A 16,491-nucleotide genomic window follows, 5' to 3' on the forward strand; every position below is an offset into this window, starting at 1 on the left:
CTATCTAACTAACAACTCCTGCCTTAAGCCGGAATCGCCTTGGCCTTCGGCTCACGCTCCCACACTCGGTGCTGCGCAATCGCGGCGAAAAACGCCTTGAACGCCTTGGCATCCGAGCCGACGATCAGTCCCGCATCCGCTTCAAGCTTCAGCTGATCCAGCAGCGGCTTCACGTCCGCACCCACGGCAATCGCCTTCAAGTGCTTGTAAGCTTCCAGCACGTAATGCAACGCCACACCGTCGCCGCTCAAGGCGTTCACCGAGTCTTTGCCGCCTGGGATAAACACCGCATCGAACGCAATGGATGGCATACCTTCCATCGACGCATCCACCGCCAGGGTTTTGCCATCGGCCGTCTTCACCGGCGCCGAGGTCGGCCCCAGCAGTTTGGCGTGAGCACCTTCGGCCTCCAGAGCCTTTTTCAACGCATCAATCGCGGCGCCATCCACACCGTTGGCCGCCAGGATCGCGACTTTGCGTGTTTTGATATCCCCCGACAGCAGGTTCACCTGGCTCAACGCCGGCGATGTTTTCACCGAGGTCTCGCGTGGCGGCACGGTGCCCTTGGTCGGCGCCGGCAGGCCCAGGTTCTGCGCCACGCGCTTGGCCAGTTCCAGATCGATGTTGGCGAGGATCTCGTTCACCTGGCGCGCACGAATATGCTCGCGCTCAACCTTGCCCAGCTCAAAGCTGTAGGCGGCGATGATGTGCTCTTTCTCGTGGTGGCTCATGCTGTTGAAAAACAGCGTGGCCTGGGAGAAGTGATCGCCGAACGATTCACTGCGCTCACGCACCTTATTGGCATCGACGCGCTCGTAATAGGTTTCGAAACCGCCATCGGTCGGGCCTGGCGGGGTCTCTTTCGGCCAGCCGCCATCGATCGAATTCGGTTCGTACGCCGCGCGGCCCTTGTCGATCACACTGCGGTGCTGCGCGTCGCGCTGGCCATTATGGAACGGCGCCACGGGTCGGTTGATCGGGATTTCATGGAAGTTCGGACCACCCAGGCGGCTGATCTGCGTGTCCGTGTAGGAAAACAGACGGCCTTGCAGCAGCGGGTCGTTGGTAAAATCGATACCCGGCACGATATGCCCAGGGCAGAACGCCACCTGCTCGACTTCGGCAAAGAAGTTGTCCGGGTTGCGGTTAAGCACCATCTTGCCAAGCGGCGTAATCGGCACCAGCTCTTCGGGGATAATCTTGGTCGGGTCGAGCAGGTCGAAGTCAAACTTATGCTCGTCCTCTTCGGCGACGATCTGTACGCCCAATTCCCATTCGGGGTAGTCACCGCTCTCGATGGACTCCCACAGGTCGCGGCGATGGTAGTCGGTATCTTTACCGGCAAGCTTCTGCGCTTCGTCCCACACCAGGGAGCAGGTGCCCACCTTCGGACGCCAGTGGAATTTGACGAAGCTGGACTTGCCCTCGGTGTTGATCAGGCGAAAGGTGTGCACGCCAAAGCCCTGCATGGCGCGCAGGCTTTTAGGAATCGCACGGTCGGACATTGCCCACACCACCATGTGCGCCGACTCCGGCACCAGGGAGACGAAGTCCCAGAAAGTGTCGTGCGCCGAGCCGCCGGTAGGAATTTCGTTGTGAGGCTCGGGTTTTACCGCATGCACGAAGTCAGGAAACTTGATCGCATCCTGAATGAAAAACACCGGCATGTTATTGCCCACCAGGTCGAAGTTGCCTTCTTCGGTGAAAAACTTCACGGCAAAGCCGCGCACGTCGCGCACCGTGTCACCCGAACCACGCGGGCCCTGCACGGTGGAGAATCGCGCAAATACCGGGGTTTTATGCTCGGGGGTGCGCAGGAACCCGGCCTTGGTCAGTGCCGAGTGGTCTTCGTAAGTCTGGAAATAGCCATGGGCACCGGTACCGCGAGCATGCACGATGCGCTCCGGGATACGTTCATGGTCAAAATGCGTGATTTTTTCCCGCATGATGAAATCTTCGAGCAGCGAGGGGCCCCGGGAGCCAACTTTCAAGCTGTTCTGGTTGTCGGAAATCTTCACGCCCTGGTTGGTGCGCAAAGCCTGGCCGGTGGCGTCGGAGCGGAAAGCTTCCAAGGCCTGCAGCTTGGCATTGGTATTGCCGCGGTCCAGGGTATCGGTCCCCGCGAGTTCGCTCTTGGGCGGGGTAGCTGGCTTGTTGTCGCTCATCAGTCAAAACTCCTTATTCAAAGTGGCCAGAGCGTTCCCCCGGCTCGTTTGAGCAAAACCCCAGGCACGGCACCTGAGAAATCGAGTTGCTTAAATAGGGACTGACAGGGTTTTGCGCCGTTCCTTTTTTATGACCTTTGATCGCGTTATTGCCAAATCGCTGGTTGGAAGCGAAATAAATGCTAAGAAACGCTAAACGGACAGGCTAAAATGCGCGCCCGGCTAACCGCTGATCCCCTTTTCATGCGCCCCACAAGGTTCGCTACGTGATCGAGTTTCAAAACGTCCATAAAACCTACCGTGTCGACGGTAGGGATATCCCCGCGCTGCATCCCACCAGCCTGCGTGTCGAGAACGGCCAGGTGTTCGGCCTGATCGGCCATTCGGGTGCGGGTAAAAGCACACTGCTACGCCTGATCAACCGCCTGGAAGAGCCCAGTGGCGGTCAGATCACGGTCGATGGCGAAGAAGTCACCGCCCTGGACGCCAACGGCCTGCGCCGTTTCCGCCAGCAGGTCGGCATGATCTTCCAGCACTTCAACCTGCTGGCGTCCAAGACTGTCGCCGACAACGTGGCGCTGCCGTTGACCCTGGCCGGCGAATTGTCGCGCAAGGCTATCGACCAACGCGTGGCTGAACTGCTGGCCCGCGTCGGCTTGTCGGACCACGCCAAAAAGTACCCGGCGCAATTGTCAGGCGGCCAGAAGCAACGCGTCGGCATCGCCCGCGCCCTGGCGACCAAGCCCAAGATTTTGCTGTGCGACGAAGCCACCAGCGCACTCGACCCGCAGACCACCGCGTCGGTGCTGCAACTGCTGGCTGAAATCAACCGCGAGTTGAAGCTGACCATCGTGCTGATCACCCATGAAATGGACGTGATCCGTCGCGTATGCGACCAGGTCGCCGTGATGGACGCCGGTGTGATCGTGGAGCAAGGCCCTGTGGCCGATGTGTTCCTGCACCCCAAGCACCCGACCACCAAGCGTTTCGTACAGGAAGCCGAACAGGTCGACGAAGGCGAACAGCGCGATGACTTCGCCCACGTACCAGGCCGCATCGTGCGGCTCACGTTCCAAGGCGAGGCGACCTACGCGCCATTGCTGGGTACCGTCGCCCGCGAAACGGGGGTGGACTACAGCATCCTGGCCGGTCGAATCGACCGCATCAAAGACATCCCCTACGGGCAACTGACCCTCGCCTTCACTGGCGGTGACATGGAAGCCGCATTTGCGCGCTTCACCGCCGCCGACGTCCACATGGAGGTGCTGCGCTAATGGACCTGTTCCTGAATTTCTTCGCCGACATCGACTGGTCCGAAATCTGGCTCGCCACCGGCGATACCATGACCATGCTGCTCGGCTCGCTGTTCTTCACGGTCGTGCTGGGCCTGCCCCTGGGCGTGCTGCTGTTCTTGACCAGCCCACGTCAGCTGTTCGAGCAAAAAGGCTTGTACGCCTTTCTGTCGCTGGTCGTGAACATGCTGCGTTCGCTGCCGTTCATCATCCTGCTGATCGTGATGCTTCCATTAACCAAACTGATCACCGGCATATACATGGACGAGGCCACCACGCTGGGCGTTGCGGGCGCGATTCCGCCGCTGGTTATCGGCGCCACGCCATTCTTCGCACGTCTGGTGGAAACCGCCCTGCGTGAAGTGGACCGCGGCATCATCGAGGCCACGCAGTCGATGGGTGCCAGCACGCGCCAGATCATCACCAACGCCTTGCTACCCGAAGCACGCCCCGGCATTTTCGCGGCAATTACCGTGACCGCGATTACACTGGTTTCCTATACGGCGATGGCCGGCGTGGTCGGTGCCGGTGGGCTGGGCGACCTGGCGATCCGTTTCGGTTACCAGCGTTTCCAGGACAATGTAATGGTGGTCACCGTGGTGATGCTGATGATCCTGGTGCAAATTCTGCAAACCGTCGGCGACAAGCTGGTGGTGCACTTTTCTCGCAAATAACGGCCATGGCCGGCCTGGTGCCGGCAGATGCCCGAACAAGGAGCTTGCTGGATGAAAAAACTACTGGTTGCTTTCGCCGCCGTTGCCGCGTTTTCCGCTCACGCCGAGACCATCAAGGTCGCTGCTTCGCCAGTGCCGCATGCGCAAATCCTGGAATTCGTGAAGCCTGCGCTGGCCAAAGAAGGCGTGGACCTGCAGATCAAAGTCTTCACCGACTACGTGCAGCCCAACGTACAAGTGGCCGAAAAGCGCCTGGACGCCAACTTCTTCCAGCACCAGCCATACCTGGATGAATTCAACAAAGCCAAAGGCACTCACCTGGTGAGTGTCGGCGCTGTGCACTTGGAGCCCCTGGGCGCGTACTCGAGCAAATTCAAGAAGCTGGACGAGCTGCCAAGCGGCGCCAACGTTGTGATCCCGAACGACGCCACCAACGGCGGCCGAGCCCTGCTGCTTCTGGCCAACAACGGCCTGATTACCCTGAAGGACCCAACCAACATTCTGTCGACCACCAAAGACATTACCGCCAACCCGAAAAACCTGAAGTTCCGCGAACTGGAAGCCGCCACCCTGCCGCGCGTGCTGACCCAGGTCGACCTGGCGCTGATCAACACCAACTACGCCCTGGAAGCCAAGCTGGACCCTTCCAAGGACGCCCTGTTGATTGAAGGCAGCGACTCGCCGTATGTGAACATCCTGGTCACCCGCGAAGACAACAAGGACGCGGACGCCGTGAAGAAACTGATCGCCGCTTTGCACACCCCTGAGGTGAAGCAATTCATCGAAGAAAAATACAAAGGCGCGATCAAGCCGGCGTTCTGATCCTGAAGAAACAACCTGATCCCCAGTCCACTCGCGATCAACAATATGGGAGGGGGCTTGCTCCCGATAGCAATGCTTCAGTCGGCATCTACATCGACTGGCACTCTGCTATCGGGGGCAAGCCCCCTCCCACATTAGATTTGTGCAAGATTCGAATGTGCTAATCGACGACCAACCGTAGTGCCTCTGACATCGGCCACCTGATGGGCTTGCATCTCGATTCAGCATTACGGCGTGAACTCGATTCCGATCAACAGCAGACGCTGGCCCCGATCCCTCAGGCAACACAAAGCAAATGTGGGAGGGGGCTTGCCCCCGATGGCAGTGCTTCAGTCGGCATCTACATCGGCTGACACTCTGCTATCGGGGCAAGCCCCCTTCCACATGTGTGGTGTGTCGGCTATTACTGACGCTGCAACAACCCTGGCAATTGCGCCACCAGCTTCTGGTTGTTCAACGGCGCGCGGATAAAACCACGTTGCGTCCCGTCCGGGCCGATCAGCGCGAGGTTGCCGCTGTGATCGACGGTGTAGTTGGGCTTGCTGGTATCGGCCGGGATGAACGGGATACTCACGGCGTTCGAGACCTTTTGCACCTCAGCCACATTTGCGCCGGTCAGACCCTGGAATTGCGGATCGAAATAGCCCAGGTATTGCTTGAGCTGGGTCGGGGTATCGCGGTTGGGGTCGACGCTCACCAGGATCACCTGAAGTTTATCCACAACGTCCTTGGGCAGCTCGCTTTTGATCTGGCGCAGCTGGGCGAGGGTAGTAGGGCAAATGTCCGGGCAGAAGGTGTAGCCGAAGAACAGCAGACTCCACTTGCCCTTCAATTCATTGATCAGCACCGGCTGGCCGTCCTGATTGGCCATGGTCACCGGCGGCAGCGCACGGCTTTGCGGCAGCAGGATAATGCCGGCGTCGATTAACGCGGTCGGGTCGCCCTGGCCTTTGCCGTTGAGCACTTTGTTGACGGTCAGGCCCATGATCAACGCGACGATGGCCACCAGGATAAAGACGGTTTTTTGAGTTCGAGTCATAGGTTCAACAGTAAGTAGTGGTCTACGAGCAGCGCGATAAACAGCAGGAACAGGTACCAGACAGAGTACTTGAAGGTGTTGATCGCCGCGTGCGGCCGACCGCCACGGTACAACACCCAGGCCCATTGCAGAAAGCGCGCACCCAAGACCAGCGCGCAACCCAGGTAGAGCGGGCCGCTCATATGGATCACATAGGGCATAAGGCTTACCGCCAGCAGGGCGAAGGTGTAGAGCAGGATATGCACCTTGGTGTAATGCTCGCCGTGGGTTACCGGCAGCATCGGAATATCGGCCTTGGCATATTCCTCCTTGCGGTGAATGGCCAGGGCCCAGAAGTGCGGCGGGGTCCAGGCGAAGATAATCAGCACCAGCAGCAGCGGCTCGGCGCTGACATGCCCGGTAACCGCAACCCAGCCCAGCAACGGCGGCGCGGCCCCGGCCAGGCCGCCGATGACGATATTCTGCGGCGTCGCGCGCTTGAGAAAACCCGTGTAGATCACCGCATAGCCCAATAACGACGCCAAGGTCAGCCACGCCGCCAGCGCATTGGTGAACACCAGCAACAGCGTAAGCCCGGCCACCGCCAACACCAACGCAAAGGCCAGCGCGGCCACGGGCTGCACGCGCCCTTGCGCCAGCGGCCGCTTGTGGGTGCGAGCCATCACGGCGTCGATCCGCCGGTCCACCACGTGGTTGATCGCCGCCGCGCCGCCGGCGCACAGAGCGATCCCCAGGTTGCCGAAAACCAGTACTGTCCACGGCACCCCTGCGCGGGTTGCGAGAAACATACCGACCAGGGACGTGATCAGCATCAGCACCACCACTTTCGGCTTGGTCAGCTCCAGATAATCGCGCCAGAGCGCCTGGTCGTGCCGCGCGCCGGTCAAGGTCGCCATGGCATCTCTCCTTTAAGGGTGATCAGGCCCGATACCGGTTTGCGCGGGATAAAACGCCAGCCGTACGGCCGCTGACTGCGCGCCCGCACCAGGCTGGTACGCGCGTGGTAATTGACCAGCACCAGCGTCAGCAACAACCCGGCGCCGCCGGCGTTATGGGCCACGGCCACCGGCAGCGGCAGATGGAAATACACATTGCTCAAGCCCAGGCCGATCTGCGCGGCCAGGGCGATCAGCAACAGGCCCGCCAGCCGCGTCATGCCCACTGCGCGCAGTTGCCAGGCCAGGCCGAGCAGAGCCAAAGTGACGATAACCGCGCCCACGCGGTGGGTCAGGTGAATGGCCGTGCGCGCCTCGCTGTCGAGTTGCCCGCCCAGGTAGTTCGGGCCGATGTGCTGGGTCAGGTGAAAGCCGTTGGCAAAGTCCGCCGCCGGCCACCATTGACCATGGCAGGTAGGCAGGTCGATGCAGGCCACCGCCGCGTAGTTGGAGCTCACCCAGCCGCCCAGGGCGATCTGTCCGATCACCAGCACCAGCCCGGCCGTCGCCCAATACTGCAGGCGCCTGGGCACGACCAGCGCCGGCAGTACACCGGACAATCGCAGGGTCAACAGGAACAGCAGGCTCAAGGTGGCAAAGCCGCCCAGCAGATGCCCGGTGACGACCTGGGGCCACAGCTTCAACGTCACCGTCCACATGCCGAATGCGGCCTGGGCAACTACCACGACCAACAAAAACAGCGGCAATTTCACCGGCTGGCCGGGATCGCGCCGATGGCTCCAGCACCGCGCCGCCAGCACGCCGATCACCAACCCCAAGGTGCCGGCGAAGTAGCGGTGGATCATCTCGCTCCAGCCTTTGCCAGCCTCCACCGGCGTATCGGGAAAATGCAGCTCGGCATGGGCCAGCTGGGCTTCGCTGTTGGGCACGGCGATAAATCCGTAGCAACCGGGCCAGTCAGGGCAGCCCAGGCCGGCGTGGGTCAGGCGCGTATAGGCACCGAGCAGCACGACGATCAGCGCCAGCAGGGTGGCAAACAACGCGAGGCGAAATCCAGGTTTGGCCATGACGATGCCCTTATCCGATATTTGACAGTTTCAGCAGGTGACGCAGGTCGTTGAGCAGATCCTTGCCCTTGACCGTGGCGTCGTAGCGCAGAACCAGGTTGCCGTGGGGGTCGACGATCCACAGCTGCGCCTCACCCGGCGCGGCGGCGTTGCGGGTGAAGGTCGACAGATCCAGCACATAGCGTTGCAACTGCGGATATTCGGCCTTGAGCCTGGCGTCGTAGTCCGCACTCAGCGGCTGCGCGCTGGCCAGCGCGTGGCTGGCGCGGGAGGCATCGCGCCCCAGACCGATCTGCAGCTGCCGGGCCAGATACACCAGTTGCCGGCAATCGGTGGCGCAGGCGGTGGGCGCGGTCACCAACAGTTGCCAGCGCTGCTCGTCGGCCTGCACGCCGATATCGGCGCGGGTCTGGCCATCACCGATCATCTCGCCGTGATAGCTGCGGCTGTCAGGCACCCAGAACTGCAGCTTGTACATGAGCGTGGCCAACACCATCGGGCCGATGACCATCAGCAGGATCAGGATCAATTGCCAGCGACCTTTGCGGCGGTCGGGCAGCTCAGACAGGTCGGGTGGATTCATGGCCGCTCCCATGGGGCTTCTCCTTTTTTGTGTGGTGCCATCCGAGATAGAGATAAAGCGCCAGCAGCGCCACTGCCATGGCGAACCACTGCACGGCATACGCCAAGTGTTTTTCCGGCCCCATGGCCACTACCGGCCACTGGGTTTCGTAGGTGGCAGGACCAGGTTCGGCGCGCAGCTCGTAGGCATAACCGCTGCGGCCCAGCTCGGCCCACAATGCGACCGGGTGCAGTGCGGTGAGCAAGCGCGGCCAACTCGACACGACCGGGTCGGCCTGCAACTGGAAGGTCTCGCCCGGTGCCACGTACACCCAGGCGTCGAGATTCAGCGGTTGTTCAGGGGTGGTGAAGGCCGGCGGCGTGCGCCGGTCCGGCCAGGGCAGCCAGCCGCGATTGAGCAGCAACCACAGACCGCTGGCCTGGTCATGGAAGGGTTGCAGCAGCTCGACGCCGGCCTTGCCATCGCGCATGCGGTTGTCGAGCAGTACGCTGTGTTCGGCATCGAACCGCCCGCGCAGGTGAACTCGGCGAAATGCGGGGTCCACCTGTTGCGTGAGCTGGTCGCTGGTGATGGGTTCGGCGGCGCGGCGCTCTGCGTAGCTGTCCATCAACGCCTGCTTTTCCTGGCCGCGAGACAGCTGCCAGCAACCCAGCCCCACCATCAGCGGTAACAGCAGCAGCACCACTACCGTCGGCGCGATACCGGGACGAAAACGCTGCCAGGCACTGGCTATACTGGATTCCATCGCCCCTCCCCTTGAAAGCCCAGGAGCCGCACCATGCTCAAAGCAGCCATTGCCCTGATGCTGATCGCGACCGTCGTGAGCCTGTTCAGTGGCTTGTTCTTCCTCGTCAAGGACGAGGGCCACTCCAGCCGCCTCGTCACCGCCCTGACCGTGCGCGTGGTGCTGGCCGTGATCACCCTGGGATTGATCACCTGGGGCTTTTTCAGCGGCCAGCTGGTGTCGCACGCGCCGTGGTGAAACGCCTCACAGCACGTATACGAAGAAAAACAGGCCGATCCACACCACATCCACAAAGTGCCAATACCAACTGGCCGCTTCGAAGCCGAACTGGTGCTCGGCATTGAAATGCCCACGCAGGATGCGCATCAGCATCACAAATAGAATGACCGTGCCGATGGTGACGTGGGCGCCGTGGAAACCGGTGAGCATAAAGAACGTCGCGCCGTACACGCCCGAGCCCAATGTCAGGCCCAGTTCCTTATACGCATGGATATATTCCTCAGCCTGGAACCCCAGGAACGCCAGGCCCAGCAGAACAGTGATAGCCAACCAGAGTTTCAGCGCGCCGCGATGGCCTTTGCGCAGGGCATGGTGGGCAATGGTGATGGTGACGCTGGAACTGACCAGCAGAATCGTATTGACCAGCGGCAAGCCCCACGGGCTGATAGTGCCTTCCGGCGCGGGGTAGAGTTTCGGGTCCGGGTTGTTGAGCAACGGCCAGGCAAATTCAAAGTTCGGCCACAGCATGTGCGCAATGCCTTTGGGACCTTCGCCGGCCAACGCGGGACCGGACACATGGCGCACATAGAACAGCGCACCGAAGAAGGCGATAAAGAACATCACTTCGGAAAAGATGAACCAGCTCATCCCCCAGCGGAACGAGCGATCCATCTGCGCACTGTACAAACCGGCGCGACTTTCCTTTATTACCGCGCCGAACCAGCCGAACAGCATGTAGGCCAACAGCAGGCCACCGACGAAAAAGATCCACGGCCCGTGGGATTCCGGGCGCGCCGCCTTGAGATCGTTGAACCACAGGCCCAGGCCGTACACGGTGATCAACAGGCCAAACGTGGCAATTATTGGCCATTTGCTTTGCGCTGGTACGTAGTACGTATCATGAGTCGACATGTATTCGCTCTCCTGATTGAGCGGGCAAACAGTAGCTAGCCGCCGCTGTGGGCGGCCACGGGCGGTTGGCGCGCGGTGATATCAAACAGCGTGTACGCCAGGGTCAGATGCTTCACATCCTTGGGCATGTCACGGTCGACGATAAACCGCACGGGCATTTCGATGCGCTCGCCGGGCTGCAGCACTTGCTGTGTGAAGCAAAAGCACTCGGTTTTGTGGAAGTACACCGCCGCTTCGGCCGGGGAAATGCTCGGGATCGCCTGCGCAGTCATCGGTTTTTTGCTGGGGTTGTAGGCTACGAACAGCATCTCGTTGACCGCCCCGGGGTTGACCACCAGCTCATCGGCCTTGGAGCGAAATTCCCAGACCATGTCGATGGCATTAGTGGCCAGAAACTGCACGCGCACTTGGCGCGACGGGTCCACTACCTGCGAGCCCTCGTACTGCCCTGCGGTCTTGCCATTGATGCCGAACGCCTTGCACATCACGTCATAGATGGGCACCAGCGCGAAGCCGAAGGCGAACATCGCCACTACCAGGATCAACAGCCGGGTGACCAGGCGCTTGAGGGGCACGGAGTCAGCCATGGCGTCCACCTGCTGCGTCGCAAACCAGGCTGATGTCGGCTGACATACCGTCATCGGGGGCAAGCCCCCTCCCACAAGGGATCAGCGTCTTCATTTGACCTCCGGCGGCGTGGTGAAGGTGTGGTACGGCGCCGGCGATGGAATGCTCCACTCCAACCCTTCGGCGCCATCCCACGGTTTGGCCGGTGCCGGTGGGCCGCCACGGATGCACTTGATCACGATAAACAGGAAGAAGATTTGCGTGGCGCCAAACATGAACGCGCCGATCGACGACACCATGTTGAAGTCGGCGAACTGCAGGTTGTAGTCCGGCACCCGCCGCGGCATGCCGGCCAGGCCCACGAAGTGCATCGGGAAGAACGCCATGTTCATGCCCACGAAAGACAGCCAGAAGTGCAGCTTGCCCAGGGTTTCGTCGTACATGTGGCCGGTCCATTTCGGCAGCCAGTAGTACGCCGAAGCGAAAATGCCGAAGATCGCGCCGGGCACCAGTACGTAATGGAAGTGCGCCACCACGAAGTAGGTGTCGTGGTATTGGAAGTCCGCCGGCGCAATGGCCAGCATCAAGCCGGAGAAACCGCCGATGGTGAACAGGATCACGAAGGCCACGGCGAACAGCATCGGCGTCTCGAAGGTCAGCGAGCCTTGCCACATGGTGCTGACCCAGTTGAACACCTTCACCCCCGTCGGCACGGCGATCAGCAACGTGGCGTACATGAAGAACAACTCGCCCACCAGCGGAATGCCCACCACGAACATATGGTGCGCCCACACGATGAACGACAGGAACGCGATGCTCGCCGTGGCGTAGACCATCGAGGTGTAACCGAACAGCGGCTTGCGCGAAAAAGTCGGGATGATCGAGCTGACGGCGCCGAAGGCCGGCAGGATCATGATGTACACCTCGGGGTGGCCGAAGAACCAGAACACGTGCTGGAACAGCACCGGATCACCGCCACCGGCGGCACTGAAGAAGCTGGTGCCGAAGTGAATATCCATCAGCATCATGGTCACGCAGCCCGCCAGCACCGGCATCACCGCAATCAGCAGGAAGGCGGTGATCAGCCAGGTCCACACAAACAGCGGCATCTTCATCAACGTCATGCCGGGGGCGCGCAGGTTGAGGATGGTGGCGACCACGTTGATCGCACCCATGATCGAGCTGATGCCCATCAGGTGGATGGCGAAGATGAAAAACGTCACGCTTTGCGGCGCATACGTGGTGGAGAGCGGCGCATAGAAGGTCCAGCCGAAATTCGGCCCTCCGCCCGGCGTGAACAAGGTCGACACCAGCAACAGGAACGCCGCCGGCAACAGCCAGAAGCTGAAATTGTTCATGCGTGGCAGCGCCATGTCGGGCGCGCCGATCATCAGCGGGATCATCCAGTTGGCCAGGCCGACAAACGCCGGCATTACCGCGCCGAACACCATGATCAGACCGTGCATCGTGGTCATCTGGTTGAAGAACGCCGGCTCCACGATCTGCAACCCCGGCTGAAATAACTCAGCGCGGATCACCATGGCGAAGGAGCCGCCCAGCAGGAACATGGTGAAGGCGAACCACAGATACATCGTGCCGATGTCTTTGTGGTTAGTGGTCAGCACCCAGCGCATCAATCCTTTGGCGGGGCCGTGGGCGTGGTCACTGGCGTGGCCATGGTCATCGATCACAGCGCTCATGGCCGTTCTCCTGCAAAAGAAGGGGCGGGGCGGTTCAGGGCATTTGCAATGAAAGAAGTCATTTGCTTTCCGCCTGCTTGATGGCCAACACATCTTTAGGCGTGACCATGTCGCCCTTGTTGTTGCCCCACGCGTTGCGCTCGTAGGTCACTACGGCGGCGATATCCACTTCCGAGAGCTGCTTGCCGAACGCGGCCATCGCAGTGCCAGGCTTACCGTGGTAGACAAGGCTCAGGTGATCGGCCGCAGGCCCGGTGGCAATTTTCGAGCCCTTGAGCGCCGGGAACATCGGCGGCAAGCCCTGGCCCTCAGCCTGGTGACAGGCCACACAAGTGGTGTGGTAAACCTTGTCGCCACGGGCCACCAGCTCTTCAAGGGTCCACTCTTTGGAGGTCAGCTCCTTGAGCTTGGCGGCGTCGGCCTTGCGCTCGCCGAGCCAGGTGTCGTAGTCGGCCTTGGATTTGACTTCCACCACGATGGGCATGAAGCCGTGGTCCTTGCCGCACAGCTCAGCGCATTGACCACGGTAGAGGCCAGGCTTTTCGATACGGGTCCAGGCTTCGTTGACGAATCCGGGGATGGCGTCACGCTTGACCGCAAACGCCGGCACCCACCAGGAGTGGATCACATCGGCGGCGGTCACCAGAAAGCGCACCTTGGCGCCCACCGGCAGCACCAGCGGCTGGTCGACTTCCAGCAGGTAGTGCTCACCCTTGGTGGCCTGGTTGCGGATCTGCTCGGCAGGCGTAGCCAGGTTGCTGAAGAATTCAACATCCTGGCCCAGGTATTTGTAATGCCATTTCCACTGGTAGCCGGTGACCTGGATATCGATGTCCGACTCACTGCTGTCGTAGATATTGATCAGGGTCTTGGTGGCCGGGATGGCCATCGCGATCAGGATCAGCAGGGGCACGACCGTCCAGAGGATTTCCACGGTGGTGCTCTCGTGGAACTTGGCCGCGACCTGGCCGGTGGAGCGGCGGTGGACGATCATCGACCAGAACATGGCGCCGAACACCACGATGCCGATCACTACACAGATCCAGAAAATGGTCATGTGCAGGTCAAACACCGCGTGACTGACTTCTGTCGCCCCTGGCGCCATATTCGTGGTCCAGGCGGCGTGCGCCTGGCCGAATACCGACCACAACAGGAGGCCCATCCAAACATGTGGATGTCGCATCATTGCGAGTTCCCCTTATCGTTCTTGTTATCCCGCCGGTTGTGCACCTGCGTCGAAGGGAGCGGCTTCCATACTGCTTACAACCGCTTAGCCTTGCCTGCTTATGCAGTCTGGCGTCATCAGCTAATCGCGTACAAATCCGAGTATAGACAGGGTCTGCAACCCCGCAATGTGTAGGGGCAAATGAGCGAAAATGATCGGAGAAACTCAATAAACCCGGGTGCGGAATCGTTTTTCCGACGAACGATGGCTATTCGATATAACCCCTGCGCATAACCGTGAAATAATTATGACAAATGCGTCTTAGCCGCTCGTATAAACGAGCTAACTTATGCTGTCCCTATTCCTACACCTGCTTGACTGGAGCCTTCATGAACACCGCCGCATTGCGCGAGCAGATTTCCCGTGCCCATCAACACGAAGCCACAACGGGCCAGCTTGCCCTGCAACTGGAAAAACAATTGCCGGATCTGCATTCGGCCATTTCCCTTGCTGATGATGATCGCAACTTAGTCATGACCCGCTTCGTCACCGCTTACATCGATCTTGTCCCGGAGTTGCTCGAGGCCGCCAACGACGTGGCCCGCGAAGCCGGTATCGAAAGCCAGATCAAGCCTGTGCTGAAGATCGCCGAGCATTTTTTCCTGCAGCCGCCCGCCATGCTGGAAGGTCATGAAGGGCTCGACGGCCTGCTGGACGAAGCGTACCTGGCCCATCGTCTGGTGGAAGAGGTCAACGACTTGTATATCAAACACTTTGGCCAGCCTCTGATTCCGGCGGATACCACCGTGGCCAACGTGATTGCCCATCAGTTGATCGGCGAAACGTTCGCCAACCAACTGGATGAAGTCGTACACCATGCCGTGGATGAAATGCTCAACGAAGACAGCTTTGCGCTGGAATCCGTCGAAGCCTATCGCGAGCAGCTCAAAAGCCCGGAAACGGAAGCGGCGTGGAAGCGCTGGCCGTGCCTTTCCCGCCAGCTGGGGGTTGAACTGGCGCTGGATCGCCCGGCTTAAACTTTCAATCTGATGTGGGAGGGAGCCGGTCCTCTCCCACATGTTGATTCGACTCCGTCAGCCGATAGAGGGTGCCGAGCCGATCCCCGTCGTCATCCTGATGCGGCCTTCGAGCCTGCGTTTCAACCCTCGCGCTTCAATCACCAACTTCGACCCTTTGGCAGCATTGGCCCGCCCCCATTCCTCCAGCAACTCCAGACAGGAATGATCGATGTAACTCAGGTTATTGAGCGGCACATGCACAGTGGTGCCGGCCGGCACGGTCGACAGCACCTGGGTCAGCGCCGGCACTTTGAGAAATGTCGCCGCGCCGATCAAGCGCAACTCCATCTCACCGTCCTGAGGCAGATCAATCAGGCTCACCTTCAAGCGTGACGCCTTGAACGCGAGCTTGACCAGCGTCAGACCAAAACCCACCAGCACGCCGGTCAGCAAGTCGGTGAAGATGATCGCCAGTGCGGTCGCGGCATAGGTAAACATCGGCATCCGGCCATAACGTCCCAATGCCTTGAAGGCCTTGAGGTCAACCAGCTTGATCCCGGTGTACACCAGCACACCCGCCAGGCTCGCCACCGGAATGCTTTGCAGCACGCTCGACAGCAGCAGCACAAAACCCAGCAGCCACACGCCGTGAAACATGGCAGACAATCGCGTGGTAGCACCGGCCTGTACGTTGGCCGAACTGCGCACGATTACACCGGTCATCGGCAGGGCGCCCACCAGGCCGCACAGCATGTTGCCTACACCTTGGGCGGACAATTCCTTGTCGAAATCGGAACGTTGACCACTGTGCATGCGATCCACAGCGGCCGCGGAGAGCAGGGTTTCGGCACTGGCAATAAACGCAACGGCAAACGCGGCGATCAGCAATTGTGGGTCGGCCAGGTTGAGCAGGTCGCTGGGGCGCAGCCAGTCGATCGCGTCGGCGAGGTTCTCGGGCACCTCAACCCGCTTGACCTGCAACGCCAGCACCAGGCTGGTGACCGTGGCCAGGCCGACACCGAGCAGGGCGCCCGGCACGAAGCGCAGCGACTGCGGGCGCAGCTTGTCCCACAGGTACATCACCAGCATCGTGGACAAGCCGAGCACTCCCGCCTGCCAGCCGAGGCCGCCGCCGAGGGTGGGGATAGCTTCGACCAGTGCGGCCGGGAAGCCCGCCAGGTTATCCAGCCCCGAGGGCTTGGGCGCGCCATCGAGCATCACATGAATCTGCGACAGCACAATCAGCACGCCAATGCCCGCCAGCATGCCGTAGACCACCGCCGGTGCCGTCACGCGGAACCAGCAGCCCAGACGCAAACGCCCGGCCACCAGTTGCAGAAACCCCGCCAACAACAGGATCGGCCCCAGCATCAGCATGCCGTGCTGGCGCACCAACTCGAACACCAGCACCGCCAAACCCGCCGCCGGGCCGCTGACTTGCAGCGGCGACCCCGCCAGCCAGCCCACCACGAGGCCACCGATAATACCGGTGATCAGGCCCTTGGCCGGCGGCATGCCGGACGCAATGGCGATACCCATGCACAAGGGCAGGGCGACCAGAAACACAACCACCGAAGCAAGCAACTCCCGTGGCAATACAGCTTTCAATTGAGCAGCACGCATGAT

The 16,491-nt window shown here is 60.8% G+C and carries 16 protein-coding genes; 5 read left to right on the plus strand and 11 right to left on the minus strand.

The features are described 5' to 3' along the window. Positions 1 to 23: 23 nt before the first annotated feature. Positions 24 to 2,165 carry a catalase HPII gene (katE, locus tag QRN10_RS11180; RefSeq protein ID WP_181077417.1) on the minus strand — a complete coding sequence of 714 codons (2,142 nt, stop codon included), beginning with the start codon at positions 2,163 to 2,165 and terminating at the stop codon, positions 24 to 26. A gap of 266 nt (positions 2,166 to 2,431) precedes the next feature. Here katE and QRN10_RS11185 point away from each other — a divergent pair, with 266 nt between their 5' ends. The 3 genes from QRN10_RS11185 to QRN10_RS11195 are packed head-to-tail and all read left to right on the plus strand — an operon-like array spanning position 2,432 to position 4,953. Beyond that, positions 2,432 to 3,439 carry a methionine ABC transporter ATP-binding protein gene (locus QRN10_RS11185; protein WP_285428414.1) on the plus strand — a complete coding sequence of 336 codons (1,008 nt, stop codon included), beginning with the start codon at positions 2,432 to 2,434 and terminating at the stop codon, positions 3,437 to 3,439. Continuing rightward, positions 3,439 to 4,131: a methionine ABC transporter permease gene (locus QRN10_RS11190; protein WP_266245259.1), complete on the plus strand. Its 693-nt coding sequence runs from the start codon at positions 3,439 to 3,441 to the stop codon at positions 4,129 to 4,131. Before QRN10_RS11185 ends, QRN10_RS11190 begins: the two co-directional genes overlap by 1 nt. Positions 4,132 to 4,182: 51 nt before the next feature. Beyond that, positions 4,183 to 4,953 carry a MetQ/NlpA family ABC transporter substrate-binding protein gene (locus QRN10_RS11195; RefSeq protein ID WP_266245257.1) on the plus strand — a complete coding sequence of 257 codons (771 nt, stop codon included), beginning with the start codon at positions 4,183 to 4,185 and terminating at the stop codon, positions 4,951 to 4,953. A 403-nt stretch (positions 4,954 to 5,356) separates the two neighbouring features. Here QRN10_RS11195 and QRN10_RS11200 read toward each other — a convergent pair whose 3' ends face one another. Genes QRN10_RS11200 through QRN10_RS11220 form a run of 5 tightly spaced genes read right to left on the minus strand, consistent with a single transcriptional unit; the run spans position 5,357 to position 9,283 of the window. Continuing rightward, positions 5,357 to 5,992, minus strand: coding sequence for an SCO family protein (locus QRN10_RS11200; protein WP_181077422.1), 636 nt, complete (start codon positions 5,990 to 5,992; stop codon positions 5,357 to 5,359). Continuing rightward, positions 5,989 to 6,888, minus strand: coding sequence for a heme o synthase (gene cyoE, locus QRN10_RS11205; protein WP_253509877.1), 900 nt, complete (start codon positions 6,886 to 6,888; stop codon positions 5,989 to 5,991). The genes QRN10_RS11200 and cyoE overlap by 4 nt, the downstream gene beginning before the upstream one ends. After that, the gene (locus tag QRN10_RS11210; protein ID WP_253509876.1) at positions 6,876 to 7,955 is read right to left on the minus strand and encodes a COX15/CtaA family protein; all 1,080 of its coding nucleotides are present in this window, start codon (positions 7,953 to 7,955) and stop codon (positions 6,876 to 6,878) included. Before QRN10_RS11210 ends, cyoE begins: the two co-directional genes overlap by 13 nt. A 10-nt stretch (positions 7,956 to 7,965) precedes the next feature. Then, positions 7,966 to 8,550, minus strand: coding sequence for a PA_0111/PP_0108 family redox-active disulfide protein (locus QRN10_RS11215; RefSeq protein WP_285428415.1), 585 nt, complete (start codon positions 8,548 to 8,550; stop codon positions 7,966 to 7,968). After that, on the minus strand, positions 8,516 to 9,283 hold the full coding sequence (locus QRN10_RS11220) for an SURF1 family protein (protein WP_181077429.1): 768 nt from the start codon (positions 9,281 to 9,283) through the stop codon (positions 8,516 to 8,518). The genes QRN10_RS11215 and QRN10_RS11220 overlap by 35 nt, the downstream gene beginning before the upstream one ends. A gap of 33 nt (positions 9,284 to 9,316) precedes the next feature. On the opposite strand from QRN10_RS11220, the gene QRN10_RS11225 reads away from it, so the two are divergent. Next, positions 9,317 to 9,520: a twin transmembrane helix small protein gene (locus tag QRN10_RS11225; protein WP_181077430.1), complete on the plus strand. Its 204-nt coding sequence runs from the start codon at positions 9,317 to 9,319 to the stop codon at positions 9,518 to 9,520. A gap of 6 nt (positions 9,521 to 9,526) precedes the next feature. Here the strand turns inward: QRN10_RS11225 and QRN10_RS11230 are convergent, their stop codons facing one another. From QRN10_RS11230 to coxB, 4 genes are all read right to left on the minus strand, one after another. Next, positions 9,527 to 10,414, minus strand: coding sequence for a cytochrome c oxidase subunit 3 (locus tag QRN10_RS11230; RefSeq protein WP_181077432.1), 888 nt, complete (start codon positions 10,412 to 10,414; stop codon positions 9,527 to 9,529). 35 nt (positions 10,415 to 10,449) lie between these two features. Then, positions 10,450 to 11,001 (minus strand): cytochrome c oxidase assembly protein, encoded by a 552-nt coding sequence (locus QRN10_RS11235; RefSeq protein ID WP_181077434.1) that lies wholly within the window; start codon positions 10,999 to 11,001, stop codon positions 10,450 to 10,452. Positions 11,002 to 11,091: 90 nt separating this feature from the next. Beyond that, positions 11,092 to 12,681, minus strand: coding sequence for a cytochrome c oxidase subunit I (gene ctaD, locus QRN10_RS11240; RefSeq protein ID WP_181077435.1), 1,590 nt, complete (start codon positions 12,679 to 12,681; stop codon positions 11,092 to 11,094). 58 nt (positions 12,682 to 12,739) lie between these two features. After that, a complete protein-coding gene (gene coxB / locus QRN10_RS11245; RefSeq protein WP_181077437.1) occupies positions 12,740 to 13,867 on the minus strand; it encodes a cytochrome c oxidase subunit II in 1,128 nt (375 codons plus the stop codon). Between the two features lie 368 nt (positions 13,868 to 14,235). Between coxB and QRN10_RS11250 the strand changes: the two genes are divergently transcribed. After that, a complete protein-coding gene (locus QRN10_RS11250) occupies positions 14,236 to 14,883 on the plus strand; it encodes a hypothetical protein (RefSeq protein WP_181077438.1) in 648 nt (215 codons plus the stop codon). A 57-nt stretch (positions 14,884 to 14,940) separates the two neighbouring features. Here the strand turns inward: QRN10_RS11250 and QRN10_RS11255 are convergent, their stop codons facing one another. After that, positions 14,941 to 16,488 (minus strand): SulP family inorganic anion transporter, encoded by a 1,548-nt coding sequence (locus tag QRN10_RS11255; RefSeq protein WP_253509872.1) that lies wholly within the window; start codon positions 16,486 to 16,488, stop codon positions 14,941 to 14,943. Positions 16,489 to 16,491 lie beyond the last annotated feature (3 nt).

It is taken from the genome of Pseudomonas sp. lyk4-R2A-8 (genome assembly GCF_030209095.1).
Lineage (GTDB): Bacteria > Pseudomonadota > Gammaproteobacteria > Pseudomonadales > Pseudomonadaceae > Aquipseudomonas > Aquipseudomonas quebecensis.